General features: G+C 49.6%; 12 protein-coding genes and 1 pseudogene. 11 read left to right on the forward strand and 2 right to left on the reverse strand.

The genetic code is table 11. The features are described from left to right. Positions 1-85 precede the first annotated feature (85 nt). The 3 genes and pseudogenes from purL to secF all read left to right on the forward strand — a co-directional run bounded on the left by purL (position 86) and on the right by secF (position 6,982). The gene (gene purL / locus BST96_RS15430) at positions 86-3,976 is read left to right on the forward strand and encodes a phosphoribosylformylglycinamidine synthase (protein WP_085759563.1); all 3,891 of its coding nucleotides are present in this window, start codon (positions 86-88) and stop codon (positions 3,974-3,976) included. A gap of 158 nt (positions 3,977-4,134) precedes the next feature. Further along, positions 4,135-6,001, forward strand: a pseudogene (secD, locus tag BST96_RS15435) (protein translocase subunit SecD). Between the two features lie 42 nt (positions 6,002-6,043). Further along, positions 6,044-6,982 carry a protein translocase subunit SecF gene (secF, locus tag BST96_RS15440; RefSeq protein ID WP_085759564.1) on the forward strand — a complete coding sequence of 313 codons (939 nt, stop codon included), beginning with the start codon at positions 6,044-6,046 and terminating at the stop codon, positions 6,980-6,982. 197 nt (positions 6,983-7,179) lie between these two features. Here the strand turns inward: secF and BST96_RS15445 are convergent, their stop codons facing one another. Further along, the gene (locus BST96_RS15445) at positions 7,180-8,466 is read right to left on the reverse strand and encodes an HlyC/CorC family transporter (protein ID WP_085759565.1); all 1,287 of its coding nucleotides are present in this window, start codon (positions 8,464-8,466) and stop codon (positions 7,180-7,182) included. 615 nt (positions 8,467-9,081) lie between these two features. Next, entirely contained in the window at positions 9,082-9,876 is a 795-nt protein-coding gene (locus tag BST96_RS15450) for a cytochrome C assembly family protein (protein ID WP_085759566.1), read from the reverse strand. 153 nt (positions 9,877-10,029) lie between these two features. Between BST96_RS15450 and ffh the strand changes: the two genes are divergently transcribed. The 8 genes from ffh (at position 10,030) to BST96_RS15490 (ending at position 17,376) form a co-directional block, all read left to right on the forward strand. After that, positions 10,030-11,403, forward strand: a complete 1,374-nt coding sequence (gene ffh / locus BST96_RS15455; RefSeq protein WP_085759567.1) for a signal recognition particle protein — start codon at positions 10,030-10,032, stop codon at positions 11,401-11,403. A gap of 254 nt (positions 11,404-11,657) precedes the next feature. Beyond that, positions 11,658-11,906, forward strand: a complete 249-nt coding sequence (rpsP, locus tag BST96_RS15460; protein ID WP_085759568.1) for a 30S ribosomal protein S16 — start codon at positions 11,658-11,660, stop codon at positions 11,904-11,906. 25 nt (positions 11,907-11,931) lie between these two features. After that, positions 11,932-12,471 carry a ribosome maturation factor RimM gene (gene rimM, locus BST96_RS15465; protein WP_085759569.1) on the forward strand — a complete coding sequence of 180 codons (540 nt, stop codon included), beginning with the start codon at positions 11,932-11,934 and terminating at the stop codon, positions 12,469-12,471. An 88-nt stretch (positions 12,472-12,559) separates the two neighbouring features. Next, positions 12,560-13,303, forward strand: coding sequence for a tRNA (guanosine(37)-N1)-methyltransferase TrmD (gene trmD, locus BST96_RS15470; RefSeq protein ID WP_085759570.1), 744 nt, complete (start codon positions 12,560-12,562; stop codon positions 13,301-13,303). Between the two features lie 111 nt (positions 13,304-13,414). Next, positions 13,415-13,771 (forward strand): 50S ribosomal protein L19, encoded by a 357-nt coding sequence (gene rplS / locus BST96_RS15475; RefSeq protein WP_085759571.1) that lies wholly within the window; start codon positions 13,415-13,417, stop codon positions 13,769-13,771. Between the two features lie 96 nt (positions 13,772-13,867). Next, the gene (gene xerD, locus BST96_RS15480; RefSeq protein ID WP_085760557.1) at positions 13,868-14,788 is read left to right on the forward strand and encodes a site-specific tyrosine recombinase XerD; all 921 of its coding nucleotides are present in this window, start codon (positions 13,868-13,870) and stop codon (positions 14,786-14,788) included. Between the two features lie 71 nt (positions 14,789-14,859). Next, on the forward strand, positions 14,860-15,696 hold the full coding sequence (locus tag BST96_RS15485) for a DsbC family protein (RefSeq protein ID WP_085759572.1): 837 nt from the start codon (positions 14,860-14,862) through the stop codon (positions 15,694-15,696). A 384-nt stretch (positions 15,697-16,080) separates the two neighbouring features. Further along, on the forward strand, positions 16,081-17,376 hold the full coding sequence (locus tag BST96_RS15490) for a homoserine dehydrogenase (protein ID WP_085759573.1): 1,296 nt from the start codon (positions 16,081-16,083) through the stop codon (positions 17,374-17,376). Positions 17,377-17,405: the final 29 nt, after the last annotated feature.

Here is a 17,405-nt window from a genome sequence, read left to right on the forward strand (position 1 = left end):
CTGGGCTTAAGTCTGCCGCCAACTTCCAGTAGAATAGCGGCCCTTGACCATTCCATCACTTGTTCATAGAAGGCCTTCACGCAAAATGCTGATTAATCGTGGCGCACCTGCTCTTTCCGATTTTCGTATTCAAAAACTCCTGAATACGCTTAAGTCTTCCATTTCCAGCCTGACAGGTGTTAGTGCAGAGTTTGTGCACTTTACTGACTCGGCCTCAGCGCTGAGTGAAGAGCAGCAGCAAGTGCTGGCTCAATTACTTCAGTATGGCCCCAAAGCCGACCCGGTGAATACCGAAGGGCAGCTATTATTAGTGGTGCCGCGTCCCGGCACCATTTCTCCCTGGTCCAGCAAGGCCACCGATATCGCCCATAACGCAGGTCTTGATCAAATCACCCGGGTGGAGCGGGGTGTTGCTTATTACATAACGGCCAGTGCGGACTTGTCAGCCGAGCAGTTGGCTACCGTTGCCGAGTTGATTCATGACCGCATGGTGGATGCAGTGATGCACACTTTGGAAGAGGTTGAGGTCTTGTTTGCGCATGATGAACCTACGCCTATGACCTTGGTGGACGTGATGGGCGGTGGCACAGACGCTCTGGCTGAGGCCAATGTGAATTTAGGTCTGGCTCTGGCTGAGGATGAAATTGAGTATCTGGTTGCCAGCTTCACTGAGCTGGGGCGCAACCCAACCGATGTTGAGTTGATGATGTTTGCCCAGGCCAACTCAGAGCATTGCCGGCATAAAATCTTTAACGCCAGCTGGACCATTGATGGCGAAGAACAGGATGACTCCCTGTTTAAGATGATTAGAAATACCAATGAGCTGGGTGGTGACAATGTCCTGTCTGCCTATTCGGACAACGCAGCCGTGGTTGCCGGTAGCAAAGCGGGCCGCTTTTACCCGGACCCGGATTCCCATACCTATACCTATCACCAGGAAGATATTCATCTGTTGATGAAGGTTGAAACCCATAACCACCCAACAGCCATTGCGCCTTTTCCGGGAGCAGGAACCGGCTCTGGTGGTGAGATTCGCGATGAAGGTGCCGTTGGTCGAGGCTCCAAACCCAAAGTGGGCTTAACCGGTTTTTCCGTCTCTAACCTGCAAATTGACGGCTACCAGCAGCCCTGGGAATTAAACTACGGCAAGCCTGACCGTATCGTCACCGCATTGGATATTATGCTGGAAGGCCCTATTGGCGGCGCCGCATTTAATAACGAATTTGGTCGACCTAACCTGAATGGTTATTTCCGTACTTATGAAGAGACTGTGAATGGCCCGGCCGGTATAGAGCGCCGCGGCTATCACAAGCCCATTATGATAGCGGGTGGCTACGGCAATATAAAAGCCGAACATGTCGATAAGCCGGAGTTTGATGCCGGTTGTAAATTGATTGCTCTGGGTGGCCCGGCCATGTTGATTGGTCTGGGTGGTGGTGCAGCTTCCAGTATGGCCTCTGGTAGCTCCAGTGAAGATTTGGATTTTGCGTCGGTACAGCGTCAAAACCCTGAAATTGAACGCCGCTGTCAGGAAGTCATTGACCGCTGCTGGGGTATGGCTGAGAACAACCCGATTGCCTTTATCCACGATGTGGGTGCCGGTGGTTTATCTAACGCCTTTCCTGAATTGGTTAAAGATGGCAACCGTGGCGGTAACTTTGAATTGCGCAATGTGCCCAATGACGAACCCAGTATGTCGCCGCTGGCCATTTGGTGCAACGAATCTCAGGAACGCTATGTGATGGCGGTCAAACCTGAAGACCTGGCTGTGTTTGAAGCTATTTGTGAGCGTGAGCGTTGCCCTTATGCGGTTGTTGGTGAGGCTACTGATGAGCATCATCTCAGAGTCGGTGATAGCCACTTTGACAATAACCCGGTTGACTTACCGATGTCTGTGCTGTTTGGCAAGCCGCCCAAAATGCACCGGGAAATTGAGCGTATTCGCTATGAAAAGCCCGGCTTTAGCACCGCAAGAATTGACCTGAATGATGCGGTAGAACGCATCTTGCAACTGCCCACTGTCGCCAGTAAAAACTTTCTGATTACCATTGGTGACCGCTCGATTACCGGTATGGTTGCCCGCGACCAGATGGTTGGCCCCTGGCAGGTGCCGGTAGCTGATTGTGCCGTAACCACCGTCGCTTTTGATAGCAATGCCGGTGAAGCGATGGCTATGGGTGAGCGTACGCCGATGGCATTGATCGATGGTCCAGCCTCCGGACGGATGGCTATCGGTGAGGCGATCACCAATATTGCAGCCACGCGTATAGGCTCCTTATCCGATATCAAATTATCCGCCAACTGGATGTGTGCTGCAGGCCACCCCGGTGAAGATGAAGCACTCTATGACACGGTAAAAGCCGTGGGTATGGAGTTATGTCCCGCCCTGGGTATCACCATTCCTGTCGGGAAAGACTCTATGTCGATGCGCACCGCCTGGGAAGATAAAGGCAAAGAGAAATCAGTGACATCACCGATGTCGTTAATTATCACTGCCTTCTCGCCGGTGCTGGATGTGCGTAAAACCGTCACGCCACAATTGCATACCGATCAGGGGGATACTGAGATTGTCCTGATTGATTTGGGTTTTGGTCAAAACCGTATGGGGGCCAGTTGCCTGACTCAGGTTTACAACCAAATTGGTAATCAGGCGGCGGATGTTGATAATGCTGAGCATTTAAAGGGCTTCTTTAAGGCTATCCAGAGTTTACTGGAAGCGGATTTACTATTGGCTTATCACGACCGCTCCGACGGTGGTTTGTTAGCGACGTTAACTGAAATGGCCTTTGCCGGTCACTGTGGTATTGATATTGATATTCAGGGGCTGGGGGAAGATGCTGTAGCTGCTTTGTTTAATGAAGAGTTGGGTGCAGCGATTCAAATTAAAGCGGCTGATAAAGCCTCGGTAATGAAAGTATTGGCCGATGCGGGGCTGGCTGATGCCGTTCACGCTATAGGTAGCCTGCATACTGAAGATACCGTGCGAATTCGCTCCGGCGATACTACATTGGTTGAGAATGATCGCAGCTACTACCAGCGTCTATGGAGTGAGACCAGTTACCGTATTCAGGCATTAAGAGATAACCCCGATTGCGCACAGCAAGAGTTTGATGGTTTATTGGCTGACAATCCAGGTTTATCCACCCACTTAAGCTTTGATCAGAATGAGGATATTGCCGCTCCTTATATTGCTAAGGGTGCTCGCCCCAAAGCTGCCATATTGCGAGAGCAGGGTGTTAATGGGCAGCTGGAAATGGCCGCTGCCTTTGACCGTGCCGGTTTTGAAGCGGTCGATGTACATATGAGTGATATTCTCTCCGGCCGGGTTGAGCTGGAATCCTTTAAAGCGCTGGCGGCCTGTGGCGGCTTCTCCTATGGGGATGTGTTAGGTGCCGGTGAAGGTTGGTCCAAAACCATCCTGTTTAATAGCCGTGCCAAAGACCAGTTCCAGCAGTTCTTCCATCGCGATGATACCTTCAGTCTGGGTGTGTGTAATGGCTGCCAGATGATGTCCAACCTTAAATCACTGATCCCGGGTGCTGATCACTGGCCACGCTTTGTGCGCAACCGGTCCGATCAGTTTGAAGCGCGTGTAGCACTGGTTAAAGTCGAGGAAACGCCTTCGATCCTGTTTCAGGGCATGGCTGGCTCACATATGCCCGTTGCCGTTGCCCATGGTGAAGGTCGTGCTGAATTTGCCGATGCGGCACATCAGCAGGCTTTGCTGGATAGCGGTGCGATTGCTATGCGCTATGTCGATAATCATCTGGCTACCACCGAGCAATATCCTGCCAACCCTAACGGTTCGCCGATGGGGATTAGTGCTGTGAGCAGCGATGATGGCCGCGTCACTATTATGATGCCACACCCTGAGCGAGTATTTAGAGCCGTACAAAACTCATGGCAGCCCAGTGATTGGGATGAAGATGGTGCCTGGATGCGCTTATTCCGCAATGGGCGGGTCTGGGTTGGATAACTAGAAAGTGAATAGTGCTTGTTTTAAATCCGGCCGTCCCCATATAGTCTTCATACTGGCTGCTATATAATGACAAAACGAAAAAGCAGCGCACAATAACAAAAGTACAATGAGCGTGATATAACGGCGGCAAAGAACGCCAATTTTATGGAACCCCTATGCTAAATCAATACCCTCTTTGGAAATACATACTCATACTGTTAGTGGTCTGTTTTGGCTTTTTCTATGCCGCCCCCAACCTGTATGCGCCAGACCCCGCCGTGCAAATATCCGGTGAGAGCAGTGCTACGGTGATTGATGACAAGGCCCTGGCGATTGCCACCAAGTCCCTAACGGCGGCTAATATTGAGTTCTTTGGTGGTGAGGTTAATGAAAAAGGCAGCAATGCATTAATTCGTTTAAAAGATCGTGAGCAGCAGCTGCCGGCACAAAAGGCTATTCAGCGCGCTATGGGTGATGGGTATATTGTTGCCCTGAATCTGGCCTCAACAACCCCTGACTGGCTTGCCGACTGGGGTGCCCAGCCGATGAAGCTTGGTCTTGATTTAAGTGGGGGGTGCACTTTCTGTTAGAGGTGGATACCGCCGCGGCGATTGCCAAACGGATGGAAAACTACAGCAATGGCGTCAAACGGGTACTTCGGGAAGACAAAATTCGCGGGTTTATTCGCTTGGAAGACGATGGTCGTATTCGCGGTAAATTTAAAACTGAAGAGCTCCGTGATCGGGCTAGCAGTAAATTGCGCAGTGAATATAGCGAACTGCAACGTCAGGCCGTTGATAATGAAGACGGTTTCTTTCTCTATCTGGCGATACTCCCCGCCAAAATTAAAGAAATCGAAGACTACGCGGTGGATCAAAACTTAATAACGCTGCGTAATCGAGTTAATGAATTGGGCGTGTCTGAGCCGCTGGTACAGCGCCAGGGTCGCAACCGTATTGTGGTTGAATTACCCGGTATTCAGGATACTGCTGAGGCTAAACGTATTCTGGGTAAAACCGCCAATATGGAATTTCGTCTAGAGGCCAAATTTGATGCGGCCAGTTCATCCAAAGAAGAATTTAAATTCCGTGATCAAGGCCGACTCGAAGGCAGTGCTTTTCTTGAGCGCGATGTTGTTATTACCGGTGAACGTGTTGCCAGTGCTTCGGCGGGGTTTGATGCCCAGAGTAGTCAGCCACAAGTGAATATCACATTGGATAGCGAAGGGGGTGCCATGATGCACCGGGTGACCCGGCATAATATCCAGCGCCGTTTGGGGTGTTATTTATTGAGCGTAAAAGTCGAACTCGCTATGAAACCAATGAAGCGGGTGAAGAAATTACCATCAAAGTCCCCTTTGATGAAAAGAGAATTATCAGCCTGGCCACTATTCAGGATGCTCTGGGTGTGCAATTTAGAATTACCGGTCTGGACAATCCCGCGGAAGCGGCAGAGCTGGCCCTGTTATTACGTGCCGGTGCTCTGGCTGCGCCCATCGACTTTGTTGAGGAGCGCACCGTCGGTCCGTCACTCGGTGCTGAAAATATTCAATTGGGTGTTATTTCAGTACAAATAGGCTTGGCCTTGGTTGCCGTGTTTATGGTGATTTATTATCGGTTGTTTGGTGTCGTGGCGGTTGTTGGTTTGAGCTTTAACCTGATCTTACTGATTGCTTTGATGTCGATACTTTCGGCGACATTAACCCTGCCGGGTATTGCCGGTATTGTGTTGACTGTGGGTATGGCGGTGGATGCCAATGTCTTGATTTTTGCACGTATTCGCGAAGAACTAAGGAATCGTATGTCGCCGCAGCAAGCGATCAGTGCTGGCTATGACCGTGCCTTCGTTACCATTATGGATGCCAATATTACGACCTTGTTAGTAGCGGTTATTTTATATGCTGTGGGTGCAGGTCCGGTGCGCGGTTTTGCGGTCACTTTATCGCTGGGTATTATCACATCGATGTTTACTGCGATTGTGGTTTCAAGAGCGATGATCAACCTGGTTTACGGTGGCCGTAAAGTTAAGCAGTTATCCATTTAATTATTGAACACATTTGCAAGCTCGCTGAGGCGAAAAAGTTTTATGTCAGAACAACAAGAAACAGTTACGCAGAAGATTATTCCTTTTATGGCGCAGCGCAAATTGGCGATGATTTTTTCGCTGGTCTTGCTCCTCGCCTCGCTGGGTTCTCTGGCGACTAAGGGGTTAAATTTTGGTTTGGACTTTACCGGTGGCACGCTGGTGGAAGTGGGTTATAGCAAGGTTGAACCGCTAACCAATATCCGTAATACCATTGCTGAGGCTGGCTATAACAATGCCGTGGTGGTGCACTTTGGTTCTGAGACCGATATTTTGGTACGCCTGCCAGAAGGTTATAGTGATAAGTTGGGTGCCGAGCTGGTTGCCGTATTACAGCAGGACTTTGATGGCAGTATTGATTTGCGGCGTATTGAGTTTGTGGGGCCGCAGGTGGGTGATGAATTAAAAGAGCAGGGCGGTTTGGCGATGCTGATGGCCCTGGGCATGGTGATGGTTTATATCGCTTTTCGTTTCCAGTTTAAGTTCTCGGTGGGTGCGGTATCCGCTTTGGCTCACGATGTGATTATTGTGCTGGGTGTCTTCTCTATCCTGCAATTGGATTTTGACCTGACGGTACTGGCAGCGGTATTAGCCGTGATTGGTTATTCCCTTAACGATACCATTGTGGTGTCGGATCGTATCCGGGAAAACTTCCGTAAGATTCGCAAAGCCGATGCGGAAAAAGTGATTGATACCTCCTTAACAGAAACACTGGCTCGTACTTTAGTGACCTCATTAACTACCTTGTTGGTATTGCTGGCACTATTTATTTACGGCGGTGAGTTAATCCATGGCTTTGCTATGGCGTTGATTATCGGTGTTTTAGTGGGTACTTATTCTTCTATTTATGTCGCTGCGAATATTCTATTGGTGATGGGTATTGCCAAAGAAGATTTGATCTTGCCCGTTAAGGAAGGGGCCGAGATCGACGAGATGCCTTAATTCAGTCGTTTCCGCGGTACACGTCGGTGTTAAAATTCTAGCTAGCCCGTAGGGTGGATTATAATCCACCGGTATAGGCTAGCTTACGGCTGGGATTGGTGGATTGTAATCCACCCTACGGGCCTGAGTTTCTCTAAAGTATTTTCCCCAGACAGTCATTCACTAGTGCTAGCTTCCCTCTTCGCGGGAATGACATTTTATTCTTCTTCCTCGGTACTACTTTCTTCGGCTTTTACCGACCTCACCGTCGTCGCAATATTGTCCTTGATTTCCAGAATCTCAAAATAGTAATTCTCAACGGCAACGCAGGCAGAGCCATCCGGGAAAGATTCCAATTGTTCCAGTAATAAGCCGTTTAAGGTTTTTGGCCCATCCGCGGGCAGTTCCCAGTCCAGTCCTTTATTGATATCGCGAATAGTGGCGGTGCCATGGATAATAAAGGAACCGTCAGGCTGGGCATGAATGTCCTTAATTTGGTCCGTCATATTGGACGTAAATTCACCAACAATTTCTTCCAGAATATCTTCCAGTGTTACGACACCCTGAACCACGCCATATTCATCTACTACAATGCCCAGGCGGCGCTTGGCTTGTTGGAAATTAACCAGTTGGGTGTGCAGTGGTGTGGCTTCCGGTGTGAAGTAAGGCTCGCGAATTTGGTTCATTAAACTGCTGCGGTCGATATTGCCTTGCTCATCAATAACCCGGCTAACATTGCGTTGGTGGAAAATACCAATCACATTATTAATATCCTCTTCAAACACAGGGATACGGGTAAATTCTATCGAGCGCAGTTGTTCCAGCAAAGTGTCATCATCATCATCGAGGTCTATCCCGACCACCTCATTGCGGGGGATCATAATATCTTCAACCGTCGCCTGTTCAAGATCGAGAATATTTAACAGCATGCCCTGGTGGCGCTGTGGGATATGAGGGCCTGCATCATCAACAATGGTGCGTAGTTCATCATGGCTTAGGTTTTCATCGTTTTGTTTGCGAGTATCTATACCTACCAGTTTTAACAGGTTGTTGGTGATATTGTTAATAAACCATACCAGCGGGTAGAGAACTTTTAATAGTGGCACTAAGACTGCGCTGGCAGGGAAGGCGATTTTTTCTGGGTAAAAGGCAGCGATGGTTTTTGGGGTGATCTCAGCAAAGATCAAAAATACCAGCGTTAAAATAACCGGGCCAATCACCACGGAAGCGGCTTCGCCCCATAAGCGAATCACAATCACCGTAAATAAGGAGGCGGCAACAAAGTTTACTAAATTATTGCCAATCAGGATCAGGCTAATTAAACGGTCGGGGCGTTTGAGCAAGCGAGAGGCGCGGCGTGCCCCTTTATGGCCTTTTTTGCGCAGATGTTTCAGTCGATAACGGTTGAGTGACATCATGCCAGTTTCGGTACTGGAGAAGAAGGCAGAGAGTAGTAGTAAAACCGCCAGAATGGCGAATAGTACTTCCAGGGATAACTCGTTCAACGAGTGATGTTCCTTTTATTATTCAGGGCTGCATATCTTGAAGAATAATGGGGTTATAAGCAACTACTATGTAGGGTGGATTATAATCCACTGCTGTCTCACAGGTTCACGAATGTTAATAGGCTTTGCGATAAACGTCCGGCAGTAAGGGGTCTTTTTTCAGGGGACGCTGTAAACCATCCATGTACCCAAAGCACTCCCTTCGGTCATGGGGCAGGCTCGGCGCTCGACAAAATGCATTCATGCATTTTGACGCCCCTGAAAACAGACCCCTCACTGCCTTAAGATCATGCATTCTTTCAAGTTTGTTGAAACCAGTATCGTAGGGTGGATTACAATCCACCAAGCCTAACCATGAGCATCCATATACCGGTGGATTATAATCCACCCTACGGAAAGAAAGTGTAAACGTGATGCCAGAGATGTGCTGGGTAGGGGGTTGCGGGACCTTGAAAATACAGGGACGTATTTTCATGAGCGCCGAGCCTGCCCCATGACCGAAGGGAGTGCTTTGGGTACAAGGATGGCTTGCAGCGTGTCCCGCAACCCCCTACCCAGTGCAGCTCGATCCCAGCCCATAAAGAACTATGAAACAGCAGTGGATTGTAATCCGCCTTACGACAGGATCAGCTCCAGCACAAATTTGCTGCCGTAGTAGGCCAGCATCAATGCGGCAAAGCCTACAAAGGTCCAGCGGGCCGCTGTTTGGCTGCGCCAGCCTAGTTGGTGTCGGCCCCATAACAAGATGGCAAAGATGACCCAGGCAAGAATACTGAAAAAGGTTTTGTGGACCAGGTGCTGAGCGAACAGGTCATCAATAAAGATAAAGCCGGTAACCAGTGACAGGGTCAGCAGTCCCATGCCGATCCAGATCAACTCAAACAGGATTTGCTCCATGGTTTGCAGCGGCGGTAGGGCTTTTAAAATACCGCCCATATGATGTCCTTTAAGATGGCGTTCCTGTAAGGCCAGGGCAATCGCCTGAATAGTCGCAATGGTCATTAGGCTATAAGCCAGAATAGAAATCAGGATATGGCTAAATAAGCCTGGCGAAGCCACCGAAATGCCGCGCACCGGTGAGGCGAGGCTGGACACAACGATGGACAGGGCCGCCAGTGGAAATAGCGCCACTAATAAATTACTAGTGGGGCGGCGTAAAATACTGATCAGGTTAATAGCCGCTATACAGCAGAATATTAAGGATGAGACCCGGAAAAAGCCCAAATCGATTTGCTGTTCAGAGTAAATGGTATGCACTGCGCTATAAGTGTGGGCGAGCACAGCAATAATCCCTATACCTAACAGGATGGAGGTTTTGGGCTGTTTGATTTTGTTTAACAGATAGGCAGCCTGCAGCCCTGCGGCTAGCAGATAGAGGCAAATAGCTAAGATATTGGCAGCGATGATCATCGTTATCGTTTTGGGTCTTATCCGTTAAGCATTGTCGATTAAATATATTGGTTATTGAATATATTGGTTCGAGCTATCAGCTCGGTTATACTTCGCCAGTTTACACTAATTGAATCAATTCAATACAACTCGTCGTCAGAGATTAACAATATTATGTTCGAGAACCTAACAGATCGTCTATCACACTCCCTGAAAAGCATCACTGGTCAGGCGCGACTGACGGAAGACAATATCAAAGATACCCTGCGCGAAGTGCGTATGGCACTGCTGGAGGCCGATGTTGCCCTGCCAGTGGTCAAGGATTTTGTCGAGGCGGTTAAGGTTCGAGCCGTTGGGCAGGAGGTTAGCAAAAGCCTTAGCCCCGGCCAAATGTTCGTCAAGATTGTTAATGACGAGTTAGAAGCATTAATGGGTAAGGCCAATGAAAGCCTGAACCTGGCAACCCAGCCACCCGCGGTGGTATTGATGGCCGGTTTGCAGGGGGCGGGTAAAACCACCTCGGTAGCCAAGCTAGCCCGCTTTCTAAAAGAAAAAGAAAAGAAAAAGGTGATGGTGGTCAGTGCCGACGTCTACCGCCCAGCGGCGATTAAACAGCTGGAAACTCTGGCCACTGAAGTCGAAGCTATCTTTTATCCGTCGACCATTGAACAAAAGCCTATCGATATCGTTAACGGCGCTATTGCTGAAGCGAAAGTGCAATTTGCCGATGTGCTGATTGTCGATACCGCCGGTCGTCTGGCTATCGACGAAGAAATGATGGCCGAGATTAAGCAGTTGCATGCGGCTATTACCCCGGCTGAAACCTTATTTGTGGTGGATGCCATGACGGGTCAGGATGCCGCCAATACCGCCAAGGCCTTTAACGATGCGCTGCCTTTAACCGGTGTGGTACTGACCAAAGCCGATGCCGATACCCGTGGCGGTGCCGCCTTATCGGTGCGCCATATTACCGGCAAGCCAATTAAATTTATGGGTATGGGTGAGAAGACCGATGCCCTTGACCCTTTCCATCCCGACCGTATCGCCTCCCGTATTTTGGGTATGGGCGATATGCTTTCGCTGATTGAAGAAGCCGAGCAAAAGCTGGACCGGAAAAAAGCTGAGAAATTGGCCAAGAAGATCAAAAAGGGTAAGAAGTTTGACCTTAACGACCTGCGCGACCAGCTCCAGCAAATGCAAAATATGGGCGGTATCGGCGATATGCTGGATAAGCTGCCGGGCATGGGCAATATGGCCCAGATGGCTCAATCACAGATCGACAATAAAATGTTTACCCGCATGGAGGCGCTAATTAACTCCATGACCCCCGCTGAGCGCCGCAACCCGGATCTGCTCAACGGCTCCCGTAAACGCCGAATTACTCTCGGTTCCGGTACTGAAATCCAGGACCTTAACCGTCTGCTCAAGCAACATAAGCAGATGGCCAAGATGATGAAGAAAATGAAGTCCAAGGGTGGTATGGCCAATATGATGCGTGGCCTACAGGGGATGATGCCACCCGGTGGCGGAGGCTTCCCGGGCCAGTAATTCCCTGCTATTGGGGCATTTGGGCCATGATGGCTGCGAAAACACCAGATATTGTGGCTAAGTACCTGAAATAGGGTTAAAAAACTTCCTTAAACGGTTCCAAATCGAAGGGCTATGTCGTAGAATACCGCGCCTTTCCGGGGGACCTATTGTCTCTCGGTTTCCTATTGCCTGCGAAGATTAGCTGGCAACAGGGTATAAATTTTCAAGCTCTGGCCAGTTGTCAGGGCGTAATTGTTAGGAAATATAACGTAATGGTAACTATTCGTTTATCTCGTGGTGGCTCTAAGAAGCGCCCATTTTATCACTTGAATGTTAGTGACAGCCGCACCTCTCGCGATGGCCGTTTTATTGAGCGCGTGGGTATCTTTAACCCAATCGCCAGCGGTGCTGAAGAGCGTCTGCGTGTTGATCAGGAACGCATCGATTACTGGGTAAGCAAAGGCGCTCAGTTGTCTGACCGCGTTGCTAATTTGGTCGCTCAGGCTAAAGCGGCAGCTTAATAGCGCAAGCTATTGAGACAGGGTGATGACTGAAGCCTCCGAGCTTGTTGTAATCGGTAAGATTACATCGGTTTACGGTATTAAAGGCTGGGTCAAAATTCACTCTTATACCCAGCCCATGGAAAATTTAATGGGCTATAAGTCTTGCTATCTCGATCAGGGTGACCAATGGGAGCCGATTGATTTTGAGGCAGCAAAGCGCCACGGCAAAGGTTTAATTGCTTTGATTGATGGCGTCAATGATCGCGAGCAGGCTCGCGGTTATTGTCAGCGTGATATAGCAATCCCGGTGTCCGAGATGCCGGTATTAACGCAAGGTGATTTTTACTGGCACCAGCTTGACGGCCTGAAAGTGTTTACCACCAACGAAGAAGGTGATGAGCAGCTACTAGGGGAAGTTAAGCAAATGATGGAAACTGGCGCCAATGATGTGCTTGTTGTTAAAAAGTGCCAGGGCAGTATCGATAAGCGGGAGCGCTTAATTCCCTGGATACCGGATCAGGTGATTAAAACCGTTGATATAGAAGCGGGGTTGATGCGGGTTGATTGGGACGCTGAGTTTTAGCATAGGTTTTGTAGGCTGGATTAGCGCAGCGTAATCCGGCAAAGCTGGTGGATTATAATCCACCCTACGGTTAGAAGGGTTCAGGTTGATGCAAATTGGTGTTATCACTCTGTTTCCTGACATGTTTGCAGCCATTACCGAGCACGGTATTAGTGGTCGAGCTGTAAAACAGGATTTAGTCACAGTACAGCATTGGAACCCTCGCGACTTTACCGAGGACAAGCATCGTACTGTTGATGATCGTCCCTACGGCGGAGGTCCGGGGATGGTTATGAAGGTTGAGCCTTTGCGAGGAGCGATACAAGCCGCAAAGGAAAAGCTTGGGTCAGAGACCACAGTGATTTATCTGTCTCCCCAGGGCCGTCAACTGGATCAGGCTGGCGTAGAAGAACTCGCCAGCCGAGAAAATTTGATTTTAGTCGCGGGTCGCTACGAAGGTATCGACGAGCGTTTAGTCGATACGGAGATTGACGAAGAATGGTCCATTGGTGACTATGTATTAAGTGGTGGTGAGTTAGCGGCGATGGTATTGATTGATACCGTAGTCCGGCAAATCCCCGGTGCATTAGGCCATGACCAATCGGCACAGGAAGATTCATTTGCCGAGGGTTTATTAGATTGCCCGCACTATACGCGGCCTGAAGAGTTTGAAGGCCGGCCAGTACCCGAGGTACTGATGAGTGGTGATCACGAGAATATTCGTCGCTGGCGCTTACAACAAGCGTTAGGGCGTACCTGGCTGAGACGGCGCGAGTTAATTGATAATCGCGAGTTAAACGCCGAGGAAAAAGCATTATTGGCTGAATTTATCGCTGGGTTAGCCGAGCAGTAAGTAGAGCCTTTGATACATATTCGTCTGGACCAATGTAGGCTCATAAGGAGTCGATAAGTACAGAGTACATACTGGCTGTGAAGCCAGGCAGCAAGACTTTAGGAGTCAACCATGAGCAAGAACAAAATTATCGCTGAACTAGAAGCGGAACAGATGACCAAAGAAGTCCCTTCTTTTGGTCCCGGTGATACCGTTGTAGTCCAGGTAAAAGTAAAAGAAGGTAACCGCGAGCGTCTACAGGCGTTTGAAGGTGTTGTTATTGGTGTTCGCAATCGCGCCCTTAACTCTGCATTTACCGTCCGTAAAATTTCTCACGGTGTGGGTGTTGAGCGTACTTTCCAGACATACAGCCCGCTGGTTGATAGCATTGAAGTGAAGCGTCGCGGTGATGTTCGCCAGGCCAAACTTTACTACTTGCGTGAGCTTTCTGGCCGTGCAGCACGTATCAAAGAGAAGTTGGCTAAGTAATTTAGCAACCACTCTACTAAAAGGCAGCCATTGGCTGCCTTTTTTTGTATTTAAAGATTGTTATTGTTGGCCAACAGCGGCAATCTACTTGCCATAATGACAAACACACAACACGACAACCCTGTTATCGACCGTTATTTGGATGCCCTGTGGATGGAAAAGGGCCTAAGCCAGAATACGCTGTCGTCCTACCGCAGTGATTTAATCCATTTCGACCGCTGGCTATTGCCGCGCTCGGTGCAGCTATTAAGGGCGCAGGGCAGTGATATCCAGGAATATCTGGCCTATCGTCTGGAAAAAAGCCAATCATCAACGCCGATAGCAAAAAGACGCTCAGCGGCAAGGCTGCTGTCCTGTCTGCGGGGGTTTTATCGATACCAATTACGGGAGTCACAGATTTCACTGGACCCTAGCCTCGATATAGAAAGCCCGGCTATCGGTCGCCCCTTGCCCAAATCCATTAGCGAAGAAGACGTTGAAGCCTTGCTGGCCGCACCTGATACGGATGAGCCCTTAGAGCTGCGCGACCGGGCTATGTTGGAGTTACTCTATGCTTCAGGGTTGCGGGTAACGGAATTGGTATCCTTGCAAGTAGGCCAGCTAAGTTTAACGCAAGGGGTCGTCAGAGTGATGGGCAAGGGCAGTAAAGAGCGCTTGGTGCCCACTGGTGAAGAGGCCCTGCTATGGTTGCAGCGCTATATGCAAAAGGGCAGGCCGTTACTGCTGGGTAATACCATGAGTGATGTTATGTTCCCGTCAAAGCGGGGCACAATGATGACCCGGCAAACCTTCTGGCACCGTATTAAAGTCTATGCCCAACGGGCAGCCATTAGTAGCCCGCTATCACCCCACACGCTGCGACATGCCTTTGCGACACACTTGATTAACCACGGCGCTGATTTACGGGTTGTGCAATTACTGCTTGGACACAGTGACCTGAGCACCACACAAATATATACTCATGTCGCCCGGGAGCGAATGAAAGATTTACATGCACAGCATCACCCGCGCGGCTAAGGTAAAATGAACTATGCTGGTGTTCGGCATACTAATAATCCTAATGACCCATTCAGAAAAGAGAGAGTTCCATGAAAGTGTTTGCGAGTTTATCGACCATAACGGCAGCGTTGTTAATGCTGGCAGTATCCAGCTTAAGTACTGCCCAGGAGCAAGCTGATCCAGCCCCTGCTGCTGTGCCCGCTGAAGTGAGCAGTGCTATTAGGGCCAGTTTTAAAGCCAGTCGTCCTGGCTTGGGTTTGCAGTCGATTATGGTGAGTGAGATTGACGGGCTTTATGCCGTGCAGGTTGCCAATGGCCCTGTGCTCTACTCAACGGCCGATGGTAAGTACTTTGTCTTGGGTGATCTTTACCAGGCCGCTCCCGGTGGCTTTATCAATCTGGCTGAAAAGGCCCGTGAAGGCGGTCGCGCTGAACTGATGGCCACCCTTAAAACCGAGGATATGATTATCTTCGCTCCTGAGCAGCAGCCCGCAAAAGCAGCCATTATGGTCTTTACCGATGTTGATTGTTTTTACTGCCAGAAATTGCATCAGGAAGTGCCTGACTTGAACAGACTGGGCATTGAAGTGCGCTATCTGGCGTATCCCCGTGCAGGTATAGGTTCCGATTCCTATAAGAAAATCGCCAGTGCCTGGTGTGCTGCTGACAAGCAAACGGCGATGACCAAGCTAAAAACCCGACAGCGCATCCCCACCAATGTCTGCCCGGGCAATCCGGTGGAAGCGCAATTTAAATTAGGTCAGCAGGTGGGTGTTAGCGGTACGCCAGCGCTGGTCACCACTGAAGGTCGTCTCATGCCGGGTTATATGCCTGCGCTGCAGTTAGCCAGTGCTTTAGGTATTGCGGTAGAGCCTGCTTTAGCAGCTGAATTACAGAAAAAACAAGCGGCTGCCAACAAGAAGTAATCGCCGACCTTAACCGTGATTCCCGTGCAAGCACTTTGCTGCCCGGGAAAAATACGTTGTCCCGTAGGGTGAGTTATCATCCACCGGCTATCAAGGTTTCGGGCCTGGATTGGTGGATTATAATCCACCCTACAATCTCAGGCCGTTAGTTGAGGCTGGAAAGCCCTGATAGGCTTAAAGCGCTGGCGCTACAATACGCTTGGCCTTATTTTAGGCCGTTGCCCCTGACCATGCGGGAATAACGGCTAACCCAGCAGCAAGGGTGTCTCTCGCTCAAATACCCACACAAATACCCCCATTCTAGATGGCTTTGCAGGCGCTCCTGAAATACAATGCTGCTTCAAAATTTATCGACATTTTCACCAATAAGCAGGAGAGGGTAGTTTGAACCCCGTAAAAGTAGGTATCTGTGGTCTAGGGACCGTTGGCAAAGGCACATTCGATGTCTTAACTCGTAATTGTGCAGAGATTGCAGCCCGTGCAGGTTGCAGTATTGAAGTCAGTCATATTGGTGCCCGACGCGGGTCTGATATTGAAGGTATTACCATTAGCACTGATATTTTTGCGGTGGCTGAAGATCCTGCTGTCGATATTGTAGTTGAACTGATTGGTGGCACCACGGTGGCTAAAGACCTGGTGCTAAAAGCCGTGGCCAATGGCAAGCATGTAGTTACCGCCAATAAAGCGCTGATTGCCGAGCATGGCAACGAACTCTTTGCCGCGGCTGCCAAGCAGGGCGTCAGCATTGCCTTTGAAGCGGCAGTGGCCGGTGGCATCCCGATTATCAAAGCGATTCGTGAAGGTTTGGCCGGTAACCGTATTGAGTGGTTGGCGGGTATTATCAATGGCACCGGTAATTTTATCCTGACGGAAATGCGTGACAAAGGCCGTGACTTTCACGATGTGCTTCAAGAAGCACAGGAGTTGGGTTACGCCGAAGCAGACCCTACCTTTGATGTCGAAGGTATTGATGCCGCCCATAAGCTAGTGATTCTTGCCTCTCTGGCTTTTGGTATACCGCTGCAGTTTGATAAAGCCTATACCGAAGGTATTACCAAAATTTCCCGGGATGATGTGGAGTATGCGGAGCAGTTAGGTTATCGCATTAAACATTTGGGTGTGGCTCGCCAAACCGATAGCGGTGTAGAACTTCGGGTTCACCCGACCATGATTCCAGAAAAGCGTTTAATCGCCAATGTCGATGGGGTGATGAATGCAGTGCTGGTACAGGGTGATGCCGTTGGCCCAACCCTTTACTACGGAGCCGGTGCTGGTGCAGAACCCACTGCCTCGGCCGTGGTGGCTGATATTGTGGATGTGGCCCGTACCTTAAGTGCTGAACCGGGTCATCGCGTTCCCTATCTGGCGTTCCAGCCAGATGCTTTAAGCAATACCCCAATTGTTGATATTAACGATATCGAAACCGCTTACTACCTGCGTATGTCTGCTCAGGATAAGCCGGGAGTGCTATCCAGCGTGGCGCAAATTCTTTCTAATGCGGGTATCAGTGTCGAAGCGATTACCCAAAAAGAACCCGCCGAAGGTCAGGACCATGTTCCGATGATTATCCTGACCAGTCGCTCGATTGAAAATAAATTGGTTTCCGCGATCACTGACATAGAAGCGCTGGATTCCATAGCTGGCGAAGTCACCCGTATTCGGGTGGAGTCACTGGGTTAATGATTAACAGATTATTATTGGTTTAAAAA

The organism is Oceanicoccus sagamiensis (assembly GCF_002117105.1).
In the GTDB taxonomy this organism is placed as follows: domain Bacteria; phylum Pseudomonadota; class Gammaproteobacteria; order Pseudomonadales; family Dasaniaceae; genus Oceanicoccus; species Oceanicoccus sagamiensis.